The 16,357-nt window shown below is 70.2% G+C and carries 13 protein-coding genes, 1 pseudogene and 1 riboswitch; of the genes and pseudogenes, 2 read left to right on the top strand and 12 right to left on the bottom strand.

Annotation, left to right across the window (positions count from 1 at the left end; genetic code table 11):
- Positions 1–111: 111 nt before the first annotated feature.
- The 3 genes from C1878_RS03160 to thiM are packed head-to-tail and all read right to left on the bottom strand — an operon-like array spanning position 112 to position 1,950.
- Complete coding sequence (locus tag C1878_RS03160) at positions 112–807, bottom strand: thiamine phosphate synthase (RefSeq protein WP_114600259.1); 696 nt, start codon at positions 805–807, stop codon at positions 112–114.
- Complete coding sequence (locus C1878_RS03165; protein WP_080142232.1) at positions 797–1,111, bottom strand: thiamine-binding protein; 315 nt, start codon at positions 1,109–1,111, stop codon at positions 797–799. Before C1878_RS03165 ends, C1878_RS03160 begins: the two co-directional genes overlap by 11 nt.
- A 5-nt stretch (positions 1,112–1,116) precedes the next feature.
- The gene (gene thiM, locus C1878_RS03170; protein ID WP_114600260.1) at positions 1,117–1,950 is read right to left on the bottom strand and encodes a hydroxyethylthiazole kinase; all 834 of its coding nucleotides are present in this window, start codon (positions 1,948–1,950) and stop codon (positions 1,117–1,119) included.
- Between the two features lie 55 nt (positions 1,951–2,005).
- Positions 2,006–2,118: riboswitch (TPP riboswitch) on the bottom strand.
- Positions 2,119–2,266: 148 nt separating this feature from the next.
- Here thiM and ettA point away from each other — a divergent pair.
- Positions 2,267–3,946, top strand: a complete 1,680-nt coding sequence (gene ettA / locus C1878_RS03175) for an energy-dependent translational throttle protein EttA (RefSeq protein WP_114600261.1) — start codon at positions 2,267–2,269, stop codon at positions 3,944–3,946.
- 92 nt (positions 3,947–4,038) lie between these two features.
- On the top strand, positions 4,039–4,449 hold the full coding sequence (locus C1878_RS03180; protein ID WP_114600262.1) for a peptide deformylase: 411 nt from the start codon (positions 4,039–4,041) through the stop codon (positions 4,447–4,449).
- 421 nt (positions 4,450–4,870) lie between these two features.
- On the opposite strand, the pseudogene fdhF reads toward C1878_RS03180, so the two are convergent.
- From fdhF to C1878_RS03225, 9 genes and pseudogenes are all read right to left on the bottom strand, one after another.
- Positions 4,871–7,579 (bottom strand): annotated as a pseudogene (gene fdhF / locus C1878_RS03185) (formate dehydrogenase subunit alpha); the annotation flags it as partial.
- Positions 7,572–9,410 (bottom strand): NAD(P)-binding protein, encoded by a 1,839-nt coding sequence (locus tag C1878_RS03190; RefSeq protein WP_114600264.1) that lies wholly within the window; start codon positions 9,408–9,410, stop codon positions 7,572–7,574. The gene C1878_RS03190 and the pseudogene fdhF, both read right to left, overlap by 8 nt.
- Before the next feature lie 76 nt (positions 9,411–9,486).
- The gene (trpA, locus tag C1878_RS03195; RefSeq protein ID WP_114600265.1) at positions 9,487–10,332 is read right to left on the bottom strand and encodes a tryptophan synthase subunit alpha; all 846 of its coding nucleotides are present in this window, start codon (positions 10,330–10,332) and stop codon (positions 9,487–9,489) included.
- Positions 10,325–11,509: a tryptophan synthase subunit beta gene (gene trpB / locus C1878_RS03200; RefSeq protein WP_114600266.1), complete on the bottom strand. Its 1,185-nt coding sequence runs from the start codon at positions 11,507–11,509 to the stop codon at positions 10,325–10,327. The genes trpA and trpB overlap by 8 nt, the downstream gene beginning before the upstream one ends.
- The gene (locus tag C1878_RS03205; protein WP_114600267.1) at positions 11,506–12,150 is read right to left on the bottom strand and encodes a phosphoribosylanthranilate isomerase; all 645 of its coding nucleotides are present in this window, start codon (positions 12,148–12,150) and stop codon (positions 11,506–11,508) included. The genes trpB and C1878_RS03205 overlap by 4 nt, the downstream gene beginning before the upstream one ends.
- Positions 12,147–12,995, bottom strand: a complete 849-nt coding sequence (gene trpC / locus C1878_RS03210; protein ID WP_114600268.1) for an indole-3-glycerol phosphate synthase TrpC — start codon at positions 12,993–12,995, stop codon at positions 12,147–12,149. Before trpC ends, C1878_RS03205 begins: the two co-directional genes overlap by 4 nt.
- On the bottom strand, positions 12,992–14,002 hold the full coding sequence (gene trpD / locus C1878_RS03215; RefSeq protein WP_114600269.1) for an anthranilate phosphoribosyltransferase: 1,011 nt from the start codon (positions 14,000–14,002) through the stop codon (positions 12,992–12,994). Before trpD ends, trpC begins: the two co-directional genes overlap by 4 nt.
- 41 nt (positions 14,003–14,043) lie before the next feature.
- Complete coding sequence (locus tag C1878_RS03220) at positions 14,044–14,622, bottom strand: aminodeoxychorismate/anthranilate synthase component II (protein WP_114600270.1); 579 nt, start codon at positions 14,620–14,622, stop codon at positions 14,044–14,046.
- On the bottom strand, positions 14,619–16,115 hold the full coding sequence (locus tag C1878_RS03225) for an anthranilate synthase component I family protein (protein ID WP_114600271.1): 1,497 nt from the start codon (positions 16,113–16,115) through the stop codon (positions 14,619–14,621). The genes C1878_RS03220 and C1878_RS03225 overlap by 4 nt, the downstream gene beginning before the upstream one ends.
- Positions 16,116–16,357 lie beyond the last annotated feature (242 nt).

A 16,357-nucleotide genomic window follows, 5' to 3' on the forward strand; every position in this document is an offset into this window, starting at 1 on the left:
CAGGCTATCCTACCAAGAACGGAGCCGATGCGCGCGCGGAACGAGAGACGAGCAAATTAAATCCAACGCTCCCCCTTGCCAAGCGGACGAGCCCGCGCGGAACGCCGAAGGCTACGCCCGCGCGGCGCGCCAAGCCTCCACGAGCTCGCGGGCGGCGGCCCCGGGGTCGGGCGCGGCGCACACCGCCGACACCACGAAGAAGCCGTCGACCCCCGTGCGCGCGAGGGCGGGGATGTCCGCGGCCTTCACGCCGCCGCCCACCACGACGGGAAGCGGGCTCGTGCGCGCGAGCTCCGACAAATCGGCCAGGCTCCTGGTTATCACGTTGCCCGCCGCGTCCATGCCGCAGTCGGGCTTCGTGGCCGTCTCGTGCAAAGGCCCCGCGCCCAGGTAGTCCACGCAGCCCGTGTCGACCGTGCGCACGTACTCCAGCATCTCGTCGGTGCGCGCCGAAAGGCCCACGACGCCGTCCTCGCCCAGATACCTCCGGCACACCTCCACCGGCACGTCGGACTGCCCCACGTGCACGCCGTCCACTTTGATGCCGGCCGCGCGCGCCGCCAGCGCCACGTCGAGCCGGTCGTCCACCAAAAGCGCCGCCCGTCGGGCCGCGCCGGCGCGCTCGATGGCGCCGGCGGCCTCGCGCGCCACCTCCATCAGCTGGCGCGCCGAGCACTCCTTCGAGCGCACCTGCACGCAGGTGAACCCCGCCGCCAGCGCCGCCTCCACCACGTCGCCCACCGGGCGCCCGGCCGTGTTCTCGGGGCCCAGCACCAGGTACGCCGTTATGTCCAGGTTATTCCGCATGGCCGCCCCCGCCCAAGATGTCGTCCACCTTGCTCACCTTGCGCTCCATCATGCCGGTGTGCCCGGGGCGCACGTCGGCCTTGAGCACGACCTCGGTGCGGATGCCCTTCTCGGCCAGAACGAACGTCGCGTCCTTCACCACCTGGAACACCTCGTCCCACTCACCCTCGATCTCGGTGAACATGGAGTTCGTCCGGTTCGGAAGGCCCGACGCGCGGATGACCCGCACGACCTCCGCCACCTCGGCCGCCAACTCGTCGCCCACGCCCAACGGGGCGATGGCCACCGCCACCAACGTGTTCATACGCCTCACACCTCTCTGATCTCGAACGGATTGCCCGCGACGTCCGCTGCCGACGCCTCGTAGAGCTCGTCCAAAAACGCCGTCTGGAAGCTTCCCGGCGCCTGCACGCGCGCGAACGCGCGCGCCCCGGCCAGGTTGTAGGCCGCCGTGGCCGCGAGCGCCGCGGCGAGCGGCGAGGCGACCGCCGCATACACGGCGGCCACGCCGCCGAGCGAGCAGCCGAAACCCGTCACCTTCTCCATGAGCGGCGACCCTCCGCGCGACGTCGCCACGACGTCGCCGTCGGTGACCAGGTCGACCGCCCCGGACACCGCAACGGCCCCTCCGGTCCAGCGCGCCAGGGCGACGGCCGCGCCCTCGGCCGCGCCCACCTCGTCGGTGGAGTCCACCCCGCGCACCTGGGCCCGAACGTCGCCGCCGTCCAGTTCCCACAGCCCCGCCAGCGCGATGACCTCGGAGGCGTTCGCCCGCACGACGGCGGGCCTGCACGCCTTCAGCTCCTTCAAGATGCCGGTGCGCAGCGACCCGATGCCGATGCCCACCGGGTCGAGCACCCACGGCTTGCCCAGCTCGCGCATGGCCCGCGCGGCGCGCGGCATCGTCTCCTCGTGCACGGGCAGCAGCGTGCCCAAGTTGAGGTACAGCGCGCCGCCCGCCTGCGCCAAAAACTCCGCCTCGTCGGGCAGGTAAACCATGGCCGCCGACCCGCCGGCCGCCAGCTGCGCGTTGGCCACGAAGTTCACGCTCACGGCGTTCGTGACCGAGCCGACCAACGGCACCTCCCGCCGCGCCGCGTCCACCGCCTCGGCCACCTGCCGCTCAAGTTCCGCTTTCTCCACCGCTTCCGCTCCTTTCCTGAAAACGAAAGGACGCCCACCGTTGCGGCAAGCGTCCTCGTCTTCAAAGCATGCTCCCTACACCAGTGTTAACTGACAGGTTCAAAGGATCAGGCTCTCGCCTTCTCAACGCCCGCGGGCCACGCCCGCTCGGTTCTCCTGCATAAGCTATTCAGTTGGCTCCATGGTACCACGACGCAGGCGCGCGCGAACGTCGCGGCGGCGGACGGTATATGGAGGCGGAAAACCACCTCCCCGACGGCGCGCATCCATGAGACAATAGCCCGTGCAGAAAAACCCCAACCCAGGAAAGCGAACCATGCCAGAATTCATTTACCAGATGCATCAGGCCCGCAAGGCGCACGGCGACAAGGTCATCCTCGACGACGTGACGCTGTCGTTCTACCCCGGCGCGAAGATCGGCGTCGTGGGGCCGAACGGCATGGGCAAGTCCACCCTGCTCAAGATCATGGCCGGCCTCGAAGAGGTCACGAACGGCGAGGCGCGGCTCACGCCGGGCTACTCGGTGGGCATCCTGCTGCAGGAGCCGCCGCTCGACGAGGACAAGACGGTTCTCGAGAACATCAAGCAGGCCTTCGGCGACATCTTCGCGAAGGTGGAGCGCTTCAACGCCATCGGCGAGGAGATGGCCTCCCCCGACGCCGACTTCGACGCGCTCATGGACGAAATGGGCAAGCTGCAGACCGAGATCGACGCCGCGAACGGCTGGGACTTGGACAGCCAGCTCTCCCAGGCCATGGACGCGCTGCAGTGCCCCGACCCCGACGAGCCGGTCACGCACCTCTCCGGCGGCGAGCGCCGCCGCGTGGCGCTCTGCCGCCTGCTGCTGGAGGCGCCCGACCTGCTCTTGCTCGACGAGCCCACGAACCACCTGGACGCGGAGTCGGTGCTGTGGCTCGAGCAGTTCCTGCGCACCTACCAGGGCGCGGTGCTGGCCGTCACGCACGACCGCTACTTCCTCGACCACGTGGCCGAATGGATCTGCGAGGTGGACCGCGGCAGCCTGTTCCCCTACAAGGGCAACTACTCCACGTACCTGGAGACGAAGGCCGCCCGCATCGAGGCGCAGGGCCAGAGCCAGGAGAAGCTGGCGAAGAAGCTGAAAAGCGAGCTGGAATGGGTGCGCTCGAGCCCGAAGGCCCGCCAGGCCAAGAGCAAGGCGCGCCTGGCCGCCTACGAGCAGATGGCCGCCGAGGCGCGCGCCAACAAGAAGCTCGACTACAACGAGATCCAGATCCCCGTGCCGCCGCGCCTGGGCGCCAAGGTCATCGAGGCCGAGCATCTGCACAAGGCGTTTGGCGACCGTGTGCTCATCGACGACCTGTCGTTCAACCTGCCGCCCAACGGCATCGTGGGCGTCATCGGCCCGAACGGCGTGGGCAAGTCCACCCTGTTCAAGATGATCATGGGCCTGGAGCCGGTGGACGGCGGCACGCTCGACATCGGCGAGTCGGTGAAGATCAGCTACGTCGACCAGAACCGCGAGGGCATCGACCCGAACACGAAGCTGTGGGAAGTGGTGTCCGGCGGCAACGACTTCATGATCGTGGGCGACACGGAGATCCCCAGCCGCGCCTACGTGGCCAGCTTCGGGTTCAAGGGCTCCGACCAGCAGAAGCCGGCCGGCGTGCTCTCCGGCGGCGAGCGCAACCGCCTGAACCTGGCGCTCACCTTGAAGCAGGGCGGCAACCTGCTGCTGCTCGACGAGCCCACGAACGACCTGGACACCGAGACGCTGGCCAGCCTCGAGGAAGCGCTGCTGGCGTTCCCCGGCTGCGCTGTGGTGACGAGCCACGACCGCTGGTTCCTCGACCGCGTGGCCACGCACATTCTGGCCTGGGAGGGCACCGACGAGAACCCCGGCACCTGGACCTGGTTCGAAGGCAACTTCGAGGCCTACCAGGAGAACCGCCTGGAACGCCTGGGGCCCGAGGCGTCCAAGCCCCACCGCCTGCATCGCAAGCTCACGCGCGACTAGGCAGGCAGAGCCGAGCGCGGCGGCCCCGCCTGCCGCCGCGCTTCATGGCGCACGCCCACCCATCCTCCCACGACGACGCGAAAGGCGGCCCCGTGATCAAGCCCATCATGAAAGACCGGTTCGTCCTTCGCCAGACCTCGGTGCCCGCGTCGGCCGACGACCTGCAAACGGCGCGCGACCTGCGCGACACGCTGGCGGCCCATGCGGATTCGTGCGTGGGCATGGCGGCGAACATGATAGGCGTGCTGAAGCGCATCATCGTCTTCGACGACAACGGCGCCACGCGGACGATGCTGAACCCCGAGATCGTCGAAGCTTCCGGCCCGTTCGAGGCGGAAGAGGGCTGCCTGTCCCTCGACGGCGTGCGCACGACCACGCGCTACCGGACCATCAAGGTGCGCTTCCAAGACGAGCAGCTGCGCGAGCACACGAAGTCCTACCGAGGCTGGACCGCCCAGATCATCCAGCACGAAGTGGACCACTGCAACGGCATCTTGATCTGAAGTTTCGACAAACGAACCCGGAGCTCTTCTTGATGCGCGGTCGCAGCATCGGGGTAGGCTCCACGTTTTTGCACGTTATCGAACGGAATGTTGCGTATGCGAGTTCGTTCGCATGCTCTCTTCATTGCGAAGGCGCTTCCCAAATACAAAACACCATGTCGCGATTAGCTCGAAAGAAGATAGCCTCACTTCACCATGCGGAGCACCGGCATACGGCCTTTCAAACGTAACATTCTGACGAAAAACGTGCGAAAACTCGTGCACGCGCCCCCGGAAAGCGGCAAGCTCTCGCCCTCGCCACCCGGCCTTGCCGTTCGGCAAGGGCCTCCGTCGAGAACGAGAGCACTCACTCTTCCATTCCGTCATCTGCGCCGGACAACCCGTCTGATTCGCCTTCACCGCCCGCCCCGCTCGCATCGCCCGCCTTCTCCACCTGCACGGCGCACACTTTGTACTCGGGGGCCTTCGACACGCGGTCGAGGGCGGCAATGGTGAGCCAGTTGCTGTTGCCGTCTTGGAAATGGAAGGGCATCCACGTCTGGCCGGGATTGGTCTTGCGCGACACGCGCGCCGTGGTCTCTATCCGGCCGCGGCGCGACGCCACGCTCACGCGGTCGCCGTCGGCGATGCCGCGCGCCTCGGCGTCGACCTCGTTCAGCTCGATGAACGAGCTGCCGGATATCTCGTCCAAGCCTTCGGTGCGGCCGGTCATCGCGCGGGCGTTGTACTGGGCGAGCACACGTCCCGTCATCATGACCAGGGGGTACTCGCCATCGGGCAACTCGGCGGACGGAAGGTAGTCGGGCGTGGAGAACGAGCCCACGCCTTGCGCGAACTCGCTCACGTGCAGGATGGGCGTGCCGGGGTGATCGGCGTGCGGACACGGCCATTGCAGGCCCCGGCCGGCCACCTCGTCGCCGTCGAGGCGCGCATGGCTCATGCCCCCGTACGACGGCGTCACCGACGCGATCTCGTCCATGAGCGCCGCGGCGTCCAGATGCGGCTGCGCGCAACCCATGCGGTTCATGACCTCGGTGAAGATGTCCGTGTCGAGGCGCGCGCCTGCCGGCCCCTCCACCGCCTTGCGCACGCGCTGCACGCGCCGCTCGGTGTTCGTGAAGGTGCCCTCCTTCTCCGCATAGCTGCGGCCGGGCAGAACGACGTCGGCGTACTTCGCCGTCTCGGTGAGGAACAGGTCGTCCACCACCAGAAACTCCAGCGCCTCCAGCGCGCGTATCACGTGGTGCGTGTCCGGGTCGGTGCGCACGGGATCCTCGCCGAACAGGAACAGGCCGCGCACGCGCCCCTCCACCATGGCCGGGAAGCACTCGGTGGCCTTGAGCCCGCGCCCGCGCGGCAGCGACGTGCCCCAGGCGCGCTCGAAGCGGCGCACGGCCTCGGGGTCGGCGATCTTCTGGTAGCCCGGCAGATCGTCGGGTCCCGCACCCATGTCGCAGGCGCCCTGCACGTTGTTCTGCCCGCGCAGCGGGTTCACGCCTCCGCCGGGACGCCCCAGGTTGCCGGTGAGCATGGCGATGTTCGAAAGCGCCATGACGCCGTCGGTGCCGGTGGAGTGCTCCGTCACGCCCAGGCAGTACACGATGGCGGCCGCGCCGGCCGAGGCGTACATCTTGGCGGCGGCCACCAGATCGCGCTGGTCGATACCGCAGATATCGGCCACGCGCGCCGGCGTGTAGTCCTCCACCGTGGCGGCCAGCACGCGGGAACCCTCCGTGCGGTTGCGCACGAACTGCTCGTCGAACAGGCCCTCTTTCAAGATGACGTTCACCATGCCGTTGGCGAACGCCACGTTCGTGCCCGGCCGCAGCTTCAGGTGGATGTCCGCCTGCGCGGCCAGCCCTATGTCGCGCGGGTCCACCACGATGAGCCGGCATCCGCGCTCCACGGCGGCGCGCAGCTGCATGCCGATGACCGGATGCGCCTCTTCGGGGTTCGACCCCACGAGCATGACGACGTCCGCCTTCCGCGTCACGTCGTCGATGGAGTTCGTCATCGCTCCCGAACCAAGCATGGTCGCCAGACCGGCGACGGTGGGAGCGTGTCAAACACGCGCGCAGCAGTCCACGTTGTTCGTTTGGAAGGCGATGCGCGCCATCTTCTGGAACAGGTAGATGTCCTCGTTCGTGGAGCGCGAGCAGGCGAAGGCCGCGAGCGATTCCCCGCCGTGCTCGTCGCGCAGCTCCGTGAAGCGCCGCGCCACCAGGTCGAGCGCCTCGTCCCACGAGGCCGGCTCGAGCTGGCCGGTGGCGGCGTTGCGCACGAGCGGCGTGCGCAGGCGGTCGGGCGCGTCGACGAAGTCGAAGCTGCTCGAGCGCCCCTTCACGCATAGAAGCCCCTTGTTCGACGGCCCCGACGCGCCCTCGGCGTCCACGATGCGGCCGTCCTTCACCACGAGGTCCAGCTGGCAGCCCACGCCGCAGTGCGGGCAGGTGGTGCGCACGCGCTCCGTCTCCCACGAGCGGTAGGCGCCGCGGCGCTTCTCGGTGAGCGCGCCCGTGGGGCACGCCTGCGCGCAGGTGCCGCACGACTCGCAGTCGGTGGCGCGCCAATCCTCGCCGAACGGGGCCTCGATGGCGATGCGCACGCCCCGCTTGCCCGTGCGCAGCGTGTGGTTGCGCGCCGCGGCGTTGCAGGCGCCCACGCAGCGCTGACAGCGGATGCACAGGTTCGGGTCGAAGGACAAAAACGGGTTAGCGTCCAGCACGGGCCGCACCGGGCGCGGTTCGGGGCGCTCCGGCCCCTCCACGCCGTACTCGCGGCAGAGGGAGGCCAGCTCGCAGGCCCCGTTCTTGTCGCAGACGAGGCAGGGGGCGCCCATGCCCCGCCCGTGATCGGCCATGAGCAGCTCGAGCGCGATGCGCCGGTAAGTCGCCAGGCGCGGCGAGTCGGTGGTCACGGCCATGCCGTCCCACACGACCGTCGAGCACGACGGCACCGGATGGTCCACGCCCTCCACGTCCACCACGCACACGCGGCACGCGCCCGCGGCGCTCACGTCCTTCAGGTAGCAGAGCGTGGGGATGCGGATGCCCGCCTTCCGCGCCGCCTCCAGCACGGTCGCGCCCTCCGGCGCCACGAGCGCCGTGCCGTTTATCGTGATGCTAGGCATATTGGCTCCTGCCTCCCTCGGTCGATCCGCAGCCGAAGACGTCGCAGCGCAGGCAGCGCCCGCACTCCTGTTCGACCTCCTCGCGGCTCATGCCCTCTTCCACGTCCAGGAAATCCCGCTTGCGCTCGCGCGCCGGGCGTTCCGCCAGCTCCACGCGGCCCTTGGGCGCGCGGTCGTTGGGCGCGGCCGCCGGAGCGTGCACGTCGCAGGCGAGTTTGTGCGAGTACCCCAGGTAGGCGTCGATGTTGCGCGCGGCGACCTTCCCCGCGCCGATGGCGCGGATCACCGTGGACGGACCCGTTTGGCAGTCGCCGCCCACGAACACGTTGCCGAAGCCCTCGGCCGCGAGGTGCTCGTCGGCGTCGAAGCGCCCCCAGGTGGTCTTCATGCCGAAGTCCTCGAACGGCTCCGCCTCTATGTCCTGCCCCACCGCGACGAGCACGACGTCGGCCTCGATGCGGCGCGGGGGCTTGTCGGCCGGCACGGGGGCCGGACGGCCGCCGCGCACGGCGCCGATCATCTGCGGCTGCGTGACGAGCGCGGCGCAGCGCCCGGTCCCGTCCACCTCGATGGCCGCCGGCGCCTCGAGCGCGATCAGCTCCACGCCCTCGGCCACGGCGCTCTCCACCTCGGCCGGCAGCGCCGTCATGTCGCACTTGCGGCGGCGGTACACCACCGACACCTCGGCGGCCCCGGCGCGCACGGCCGTGCGCGCGCAGTCCATGGCCACGTTGCCGCCGCCCACCACGGCCACCTTCTTGCCCGTAAAGTCCGGGTAGTCGCCGTCGCCGACGGCGCCCAGCAGCTCCACCGCCGACATGACGCCCGCTGCGTCCGCGTTCTCCATCTTGAGCGTCTTGCCCGCCTGCGCGCCCACGGCCACGTACACGGCGTAGTAGTTCTCGGCGATCTCGGCCATCTCGCGCGCGCCCACCGGCGTGTCGCAGAGCGCCGTGATGGAGCCGGCGGACAGGATGCCGCGGATGTCCTCGTCCAGCCGCTCCCGCGGGAAGCGGTAGGCGGGAATGCCGTAGCGCAGCATGCCGCCCAGCTGGCTGCGCGCCTCGAACACCGTCACGCGGTGCCCCATGAGGGCGAGGAAGTAGGCGCAGGTGAGCCCGCTCGGCCCGCCCCCGACGACGGCGACGTTCTTGGCCGTGTCCACGCTGTGCGGCGGTGGCGGCACCCGGTCGGCGGAAGCTTGGTCCACGGCGTAGCGCTTGATGCCGCGTATGTTGACCGGCGCGTCGACGAGCGTGCGGCGGCACCGCGCCTCGCAGGGGTGCTCGCACACGAACGCGCACGCCGTGGGGAACGGGTTGTCCTTGCGCACCAGGTTGACGGCCCCGGCGTAGTCGCCGGCCGCCACGAGCGCGATGTAGCCGGGCACGTCCACGTGCGCCGGGCAGAGCGTCTCGCAGGGGACCGTCTGGCCCACCCCCTCCTGGCACGCGCCGCGTCCAACATGGCTCGCGTACTCGTCGGCGAAGGCGTCCATGCCTTCCAGCACGGCGTTCGCGGCCTCGTAGCCGATGGCGCAGTCGGAGGTGTCGCGCACCATCTCGGCCAGCGCGCGGGCCTCGACGAGCACGGCTTCGTCCGCGTCGCAAGCCGCCACGCGTTCGAGCAGCGCCGCCAGGCGCGGCAGGCCGTCGCGGCACGGCACGCACTTCCCGCACGTCTGCGCGGCGCCCGCCTGCAGAAGCGACAGCTGCACGACGACCGGGCACGCCCCCGGAGGCGTGGTCTCCACGCGCCGCGCGTATTTCTCCAGATAGGCGGCTAGGCGCCCGTCGTCCTTCGCCCTGGGCGCCACCGATAGCTTCGCCAACGTCCCTCCCTGCTCGCATGGGGTCACTGCATCACCGCATCATAGCAGAGCGCCGGGCAATGGGAGCGCGCCGCCATCAATTCTCGACGGCTGCCACGGCGGCCTTCATGGTTCGCACATAGGCGGCCACCGGGTCCACGCAAGCGCGGCCGTGCTCGACCACCAGCCTCACGATGGCGCTGCCCACGATGACGCCGTCGGACACGGCCGCCATGGCGGCCGCCTGCTCGGGAGTCGACACGCCGAAGCCCACGGCGCACGGCACGCGCGGGTTCGCCTGCCGCACCTGGGCCGTCATGGCCGCAACGTCGGTGGAGATGCTCGATCGCGCGCCCGTCACGCCCAGCGACGATACGCAGTACACGAACCCCTCCGCCTCCCGGGCGATCATCCGCACGCGGTCGTGCGACGTGGGCGCCACGAACGACACGAACGACACGCCCGCCGCGCGGCAGGGGCCGGAGAACTCGTCCCTCTCCTCGAAGGGCACGTCGGGCAGGATGAGCGCGTCCACCCCCGCCTCGGCCATGCGCCGTGCGAACCGCTCGACGCCGAACGAGAACGGCACGTTGGCGTACGTCATGAACGCGAGCGGCACGTCCGTGCGCTTCCGCACGCGCTCTGCCAGCTGGAACACCTGGTCGGTGGTCGTGCCTCCCGCAAGGGCCCGCAGGTTGGCGGCCTGGATGACGGGCCCCTCAGCCGTGGGGTCGGAGAACGGGATGCCCAGCTCCACCAGATCGGCCCCCGCCTCGGCCATGGCCACCACCAGCTCCTCGGTGGTTTCCAAGTCGGGATCGCCGCAGGTGACGAACGGGATGAACGCCTTGCCGGAGACGAAGGCGCGCGCGACGCGGTCGACGCCCGATGCGGCGGCGGGCGCGTTGTCCGGCCGGGCGGCCGGCGCTTGGATGCTACTCATGGAGGTCCTCCCCTCGATAGCGGGCTATGGCGGCGCAGTCCTTGTCGCCGCGCCCGGAGATGTTGATGACCATGATCTGGTCCTTGCCCATGGCGGGCGCGAGCGTGCGCGCGTGCGCCACCGCATGGGCCGACTCGATGGCCGGGATGATGCCCTCCATGCGGCTCAGGTACTCGAACGCCTCCACCGCCTCGTCGTCGGTGACGGGCACGTACTCGGCGCGCCCCGCGTCGTGCAGGGCCGCGTGCTCGGGCCCCACGCCGGGGTAGTCGAGCCCGGCCGAGATGGAGTACACGGGCGCGATCTGGCCGTGCTCGTCCTGGCAGAAGTAGCTCTTCATGCCGTGGAAGATGCCGAGCCGCCCCGTGGCGATGGTGGCGGCCGTCTCGAAGCCGTCCACGCCGCGCCCGGCTGCCTCGCAGCCGATCAGGCGCACCGACGGGTCGTCGATGAAGTGGTAGAACGCCCCGATGGCGTTTGAGCCGCCGCCCACGCAGGCCAGAACCGCGTCGGGCAGGCGCCCCTCGCGCTCGGCCAGCTGCTGCTTGATCTCGCGCGAGATGACCGCTTGGAAGTCGCGCACGATGGTGGGGAACGGGTGCGGGCCCATGACCGACCCCAGCACGTAGTGCGTGTCGTCGATGCGCGTCGTCCACTCGCGGAACGTGGCGGACACGGCGTCCTTGAGCGTGGCCGTGCCCTCGTCCACCGCGTGCACCTGCGCGCCCAAGAGGCGCATGCGGTACACGTTGAGCGCCTGGCGCTCGGTGTCCTCGCGACCCATGAACACCTCGCACTCCATCCCCATGAGCGCCGCCGCGGTGGCGGTGGCCACGCCGTGCTGGCCGGCTCCCGTCTCGGCGATGAGGCGGGTCTTCCCCATCTTCTTGGCCAGCAGCGCCTGGCCCAGCACGTTGTTGATCTTGTGCGCGCCCGTGTGGTTCAAGTCCTCGCGCTTGAGGTACACCTTCGCGCCGCCCAGGTCCTCCGTCATGCGCTCGGCGAAGTAGAGGCGCGAGGGGCGTCCCGCGTAGTTGTTGAGCAGGTCCGCGAGCTCTCGGTTGAACTCCGGGTCCTCCTTGTAGTGAGCGTAGGCCTCTTCCAGCTCGCCCACGGCGTTCATCAACGTCTCGGGGATGTACTGGCCCCCGTGCACGCCGAACCTTCCTTTGGTCATCGTTGCTCCCTTGCTCTCGTCGTTTCCGCCTCGGGTGCGCCCGCGCCGTGCGCCTCGGCCACCGCCCGGGCCATCTTGCCCGCGTCCTTCGTCCCGTCCGTCTCCACTCCGCTGCTCAGGTCCACGGCGAAGGGGCGCGCGGCCGCGACGGCCCGGGCGATGGTGCCGGGCTCGAGCCCTCCCGCCAGGAAGAACGGCCGCCCGCACGCGCGGGCGAGCTCCCAATCGAACGTCCGCCCGCTGCCCGCGCCGCTGTCGAGCAGCACGCAGTCGGCCGCGCTCGCCTCGGCCCGCGCGACGTCCGCGGCGCTCGCCACGCGGAACGCCTGCACGAGCGGCTTATCAGTCAGCTCGCGCAGCGCCGACACGTAGGCCGCGTCCTCGCTTCCGTGCAGCTGCGCCGCGTCGAGCGTGCCGTCGTTCAGCAGCTCCGCCACCGTCCGCACCGGCGCGTCCACGAACACGCCCACCGCGTGGATGCCCTCGTCCAGCCGCGCGGCAAGCAGGCGCACCTCCGCGGGCGACACGCTGCGGCGGCTGGCGGGCACGTCCACCACGAACCCGGCGTAGTCCGGACGCGCGGCGTTGGCGGCGTCCACGTCGGCGGGGCGGACGAGGCCGCACAGCTTGATCCGCGTCATGCGCCCTCCCCTCGCAGCTCGTCCAATGCGGCGCGCTTGTCCGGGGCGCGCATGAGCGTCTCGCCCACGAGCACCGCATCGGTCCCCATCGCGCGCAGGCGCTCCACGTCGTCCGCCGTGCGGATGCCGCTTTCGGACACGAACAGCACGCTCGACGGGGCGAGGGCGCGCAACCGGCCGCTCGTGCCCAGGTCGACCTCGAACGTGGCCAGGTCGCGGTTGTTCACGCCCACCACGCGCGCGCCCGCCGCGAGCGCGCGCTCCACCTCGCGCTCGGTGTGCGCCTCCACGAGCGCCGAAAGCCCCAGTTCGTCGCAAAGCGCCCGGTAGGCCGCCAGCTGCCCGTCGTCCAGGATGGCGCAGATGAGCAGCACGGCCTGCGCGCCCAGGGCCTTCGCGCCGTACACCATGTACTCGTCCACCACGAAGTCCTTGCGCAGCACGGGGACGTCCACCGCGCGAGCGATCTCGGCCAGGTACTCGTCGCGGCCTTGGAACCAGAAGGGCTCCGTCAGGCACGACACGGCCGCCGCGCCGGCCGCCTCGTAGTCGCGCGCGATGTCCACGTAGGGGAAGTCGCGCGCGATGAGCCCCTTGGACGGGGACGCGCGCTTCACCTCGCAGATGAACGAGACGCCGGGCCGCGCGAGGGCCCGCTCGAAGGGAAAGGCCGACGCCCCGCCCGCATCTTCGCCCGCCGAGACCCCGACCGCAGGGCCGCCGGCCGCCCGTTCGGCCGCCGCGCGCTCCTCGGCCGCCCGGCGCACGTCGGCCAAGGGCCGTGCGCGCTTCTCGTCCTCCACGCGCTCGCGCGTGCGCGCCGCGATCTTCTCCAGGATGCTCATCGGTTGCTCTCCCGTGCGAACTCGTCCAGCTTCGCGCGCGCCGCGCCGGAATCGATGAGCTCCTCGGCGCGCCGCACGCCGCCGGCCATCGTGTCCGCCGCGCCGCCGATGTAGAGCGCCGCGCCCGCGTTCAAGCACACGGCCTGGCGCTTGCCGCCGCGCTCGCCGCCGTCCAGTATGGCGCGCGTTATGGCGGCGTTCTCCTCGGGCGTGCCGCCCACGAGCTCGTCTTTGGCGCAGCGCTTGTAGCCGAAGTCCTCCGGCGCCACCTCGTAGGACTGGAACCAGCCGTCGCGTATCTCGCACACGCTCGTGGGCGCGGACATCGATATCTCGTCCAGGCCGTCCTGCCCGAACACCACCATGCCGCGCGCCACGCCCAGCTTCGCCATGACCTGCGCGAGCGGCTCCACGAGCGCCTGTTCGTACACGCCCATGAGCTCGCGGTTGGCGCCAGCCGGGTTCGACAGCGGGCCCAGGATGTTGAACACGGTGCGTATGGCCAGCTCCTTGCGCACCGGCGCCACGTACTTCATGGCTATGTGGTAGTTCTGCGCGAACAGGAAGCAGATGCCGATGCTGCCCAAAAGCTCGGTCGAGCGCTCGGGCGCGAGCGCGATGTTCACGCCCAGCGCCTCCAGCACGTCGGCCGCGCCGCACTTCGAAGAGGCCGCGCGGTTGCCGTGCTTGGCAACCGGGACGCCGCCCGCGGCGATGACCATGGCCGACGTCGTGGAGATGTTGAAGGAGTTCGAGCCGTCGCCGCCCGTGCCCACGATCTCCAGCACGTCCATGTCGTGCAGCAGCTTCACGCAGTGGGCGCGCATGCCCGCGGCCGACGCGGTGATCTCGTCCACCGTCTCGCCCTTCATGGCCAGCGCCGTCAGGTACGAGGCGGTTTGCACGGCGCTCGTCTCGCCGCCCATGATCTCGTTCATCACCCCTTCCGCCTCGGCGTAGGTCAGGTCCTCCTTGCGGGAGAGCTTGAGTATGGCTTCCTTTATCATCGTGCTCGACTTCCTTTCCGGTTCCGTCGTTTTCCTCTACCTTACGCCCGCCCGGCCAGCGCCAGGAAGTTCCCGACGATGGCGGCCCCGTCCGGCGTCATCACCGACTCGGGGTGGAACTGCACGCCGAACACGGGCAGCTCGCGGTGCTCAACGGCCATCACCTCGCCGTCGGCCGTGCGCGCGCTCACGCGCAACCCGGGCGGCAGCGTGCGCTCGTCCACGGCGAGCGAGTGGTAGCGCGCCACCGGGAACGTGCGGGGCAGCCCCGCGAACAGCGCGCTCTCCCCCGTCGTCTCGACCGGCGACACCTTGCCGTGCATGAGCTCCTTCGCGTACCCCACCGTGGCGCCGAACGCCGCGCAGATGGCCTGGTGGCCCAGGCACACGCCCAAGATGGGCACCGCGCCCGCGAAGCGCTCGACCGCCTCCATGCACACGCCCGCGTCCTCGGGGCGCCCGGGACCGGGCGAGAGGATGAGGGCGTCCGGCGCCAACGCCGCGACGTCGTCCAAGCTCACGGCGTCGTTGCGCACCACCTGTATGTCGGGGCGGACAGCGCCCGCCATCTGGTAGAGGTTGTAGGCGAAGCTGTCGTAGTTATCCACGAGCAGGATCATCGCAGGCCCCCTTCCGCCGCCGCGAGCGCGTCCACCACGGCGCGGGCCTTGTTGCGGCACTCGGCGAACTCGGCGGCCGGGTCGCTGTCGGCCACGATGCCCGCGCCCGACTGCACGCACACGCGCCCGTCCTTCTTGTAGGCCAGCCGTATGGAGATGCAGGTGTCCATGTTCCCCGTGAAGTCCAGATACCCCACCGCGCCGCCGTAGATGCCGCGCTTCGTTCCCTCGAGCTCTTGGATTATCTGGCAGGCCCGCAGCTTCGGCGCGCCTGACAGCGTCCCTGCCGGCAGGATGGCGTCGAGCGCGTCCACCGCGTCGCGGTCGGCGCGCAGGCGGCCCTCCACCTCCGAGCCCAGGTGCATCACGTGCGAGAACCGCTGCACGGCCAGATGCCGGTCCACCCGCACGCTGCCCAGCTCGCTCACGCGGCCCAGGTCGTTGCGGCCCAGATCGACCAGCATGTTGTGCTCGGCCAGCTCCTTCTCGTCGGCCAGCAGGTCGTGCTCGTTGGCGGCGTCCTCCTCGTCGGTCGCGCCCCTCGGGCGCGTGCCCGCCAGGGGGAACGTGCGCAGCACGCCGTCTTGCAGCTTCGTCAGCGTCTCCGGCGAGGCCCCCGCTATCTCCACGTCGTCGCTCGAGAAGTAGAACAGGTAGGGCGAGGGATTCGTCGTGCGCAGCACGCGGTACGCGTCGAACAGGCTGCCCTCCGCGGCGGCCGTCAGCGGGTTGGACAGCACCACTTGGAAGATGTCGCCCTCGCGGATATGGTGCTTCGCGCGCTCCACCATCTCGCCGTACTCCTGCTGCGAGAAACGCGGGGCCAAGGGCTCGCGCAGGCGCAGGGGCGGGAAGTACGCCTTGGCGCCGCTCTCCAGCAGCGCCACCGTCTCCTGCAGAGCCGCGCGCGCCCGCTCGTAGGAGGCCTCGAGGCCCTCGGGGTCGTCCGTGCGCACGCCGCCCACCACGAGTAGCTTCTGCCGGTCGTGGTCGAACGCGATCACCTGGTCGAACAGCATGAGGTCGACGTCGCGGAAGTCGCGGTCGGCCAACTCGCCCGCGCGCAGGCGCGGCTCGGCGTACTTCACGTAGTCGTACGAGAAGTAGCCCACCAGCCCTCCGGCCAAAGGAGGCATGCCCGGCACCTGGGGGCTCTTGCAGCTCTCGAGCACCGCGCGGATGGCCCGGCCGGGATGGTCGGTTTCCTCCACCGTCTCGCGCAGCGGGGAGCCCTCGCGTCCCTCGCGCATGCGCAGCGTACCGTTCGTGCAGGTGAGCTCGAGAGTGGGGTTGCACCCCAGAAACGAGTAGCGGCCCCACGCGCCATCCTGCTCGGCGCTCTCCAGCAGAAAGCAGTGGCAGCTCGCGGAGCGCAGCGTGCGCATGACCTCGACCGGCGTGAACCGATCGGCCATGAGCTCGCAGCGCACGGGCACGCGACGGTAGTCGCCGCCCGCGGCGATGGCGCGCACCTCTTCGAGCGTTGGGTACATGGCCGGCACCTTCCTTCCGTTTCCGTCGGGAGGGCATGAAAAAAGCCCGCCCTCGACAAACCATCATTGCCAAGGACGAGCTTGCTGCCCGCGGTGCCACCTTGTTTCACGGCTCGCGCCGTGCGCTTTGCGAGGTACCTTCATACCTCCGGCAACTGACGTATGCCCTCACGTCGCGAATACTGAGTCGGCGGAAACCCGTTCCGCCGCCGTTCACCGCGCCCTCCGTGGTCCATTTGGCA

It is taken from the genome of Gordonibacter sp. 28C (assembly GCF_003339845.1).
Classification (GTDB): domain Bacteria; phylum Actinomycetota; class Coriobacteriia; order Coriobacteriales; family Eggerthellaceae; genus Gordonibacter.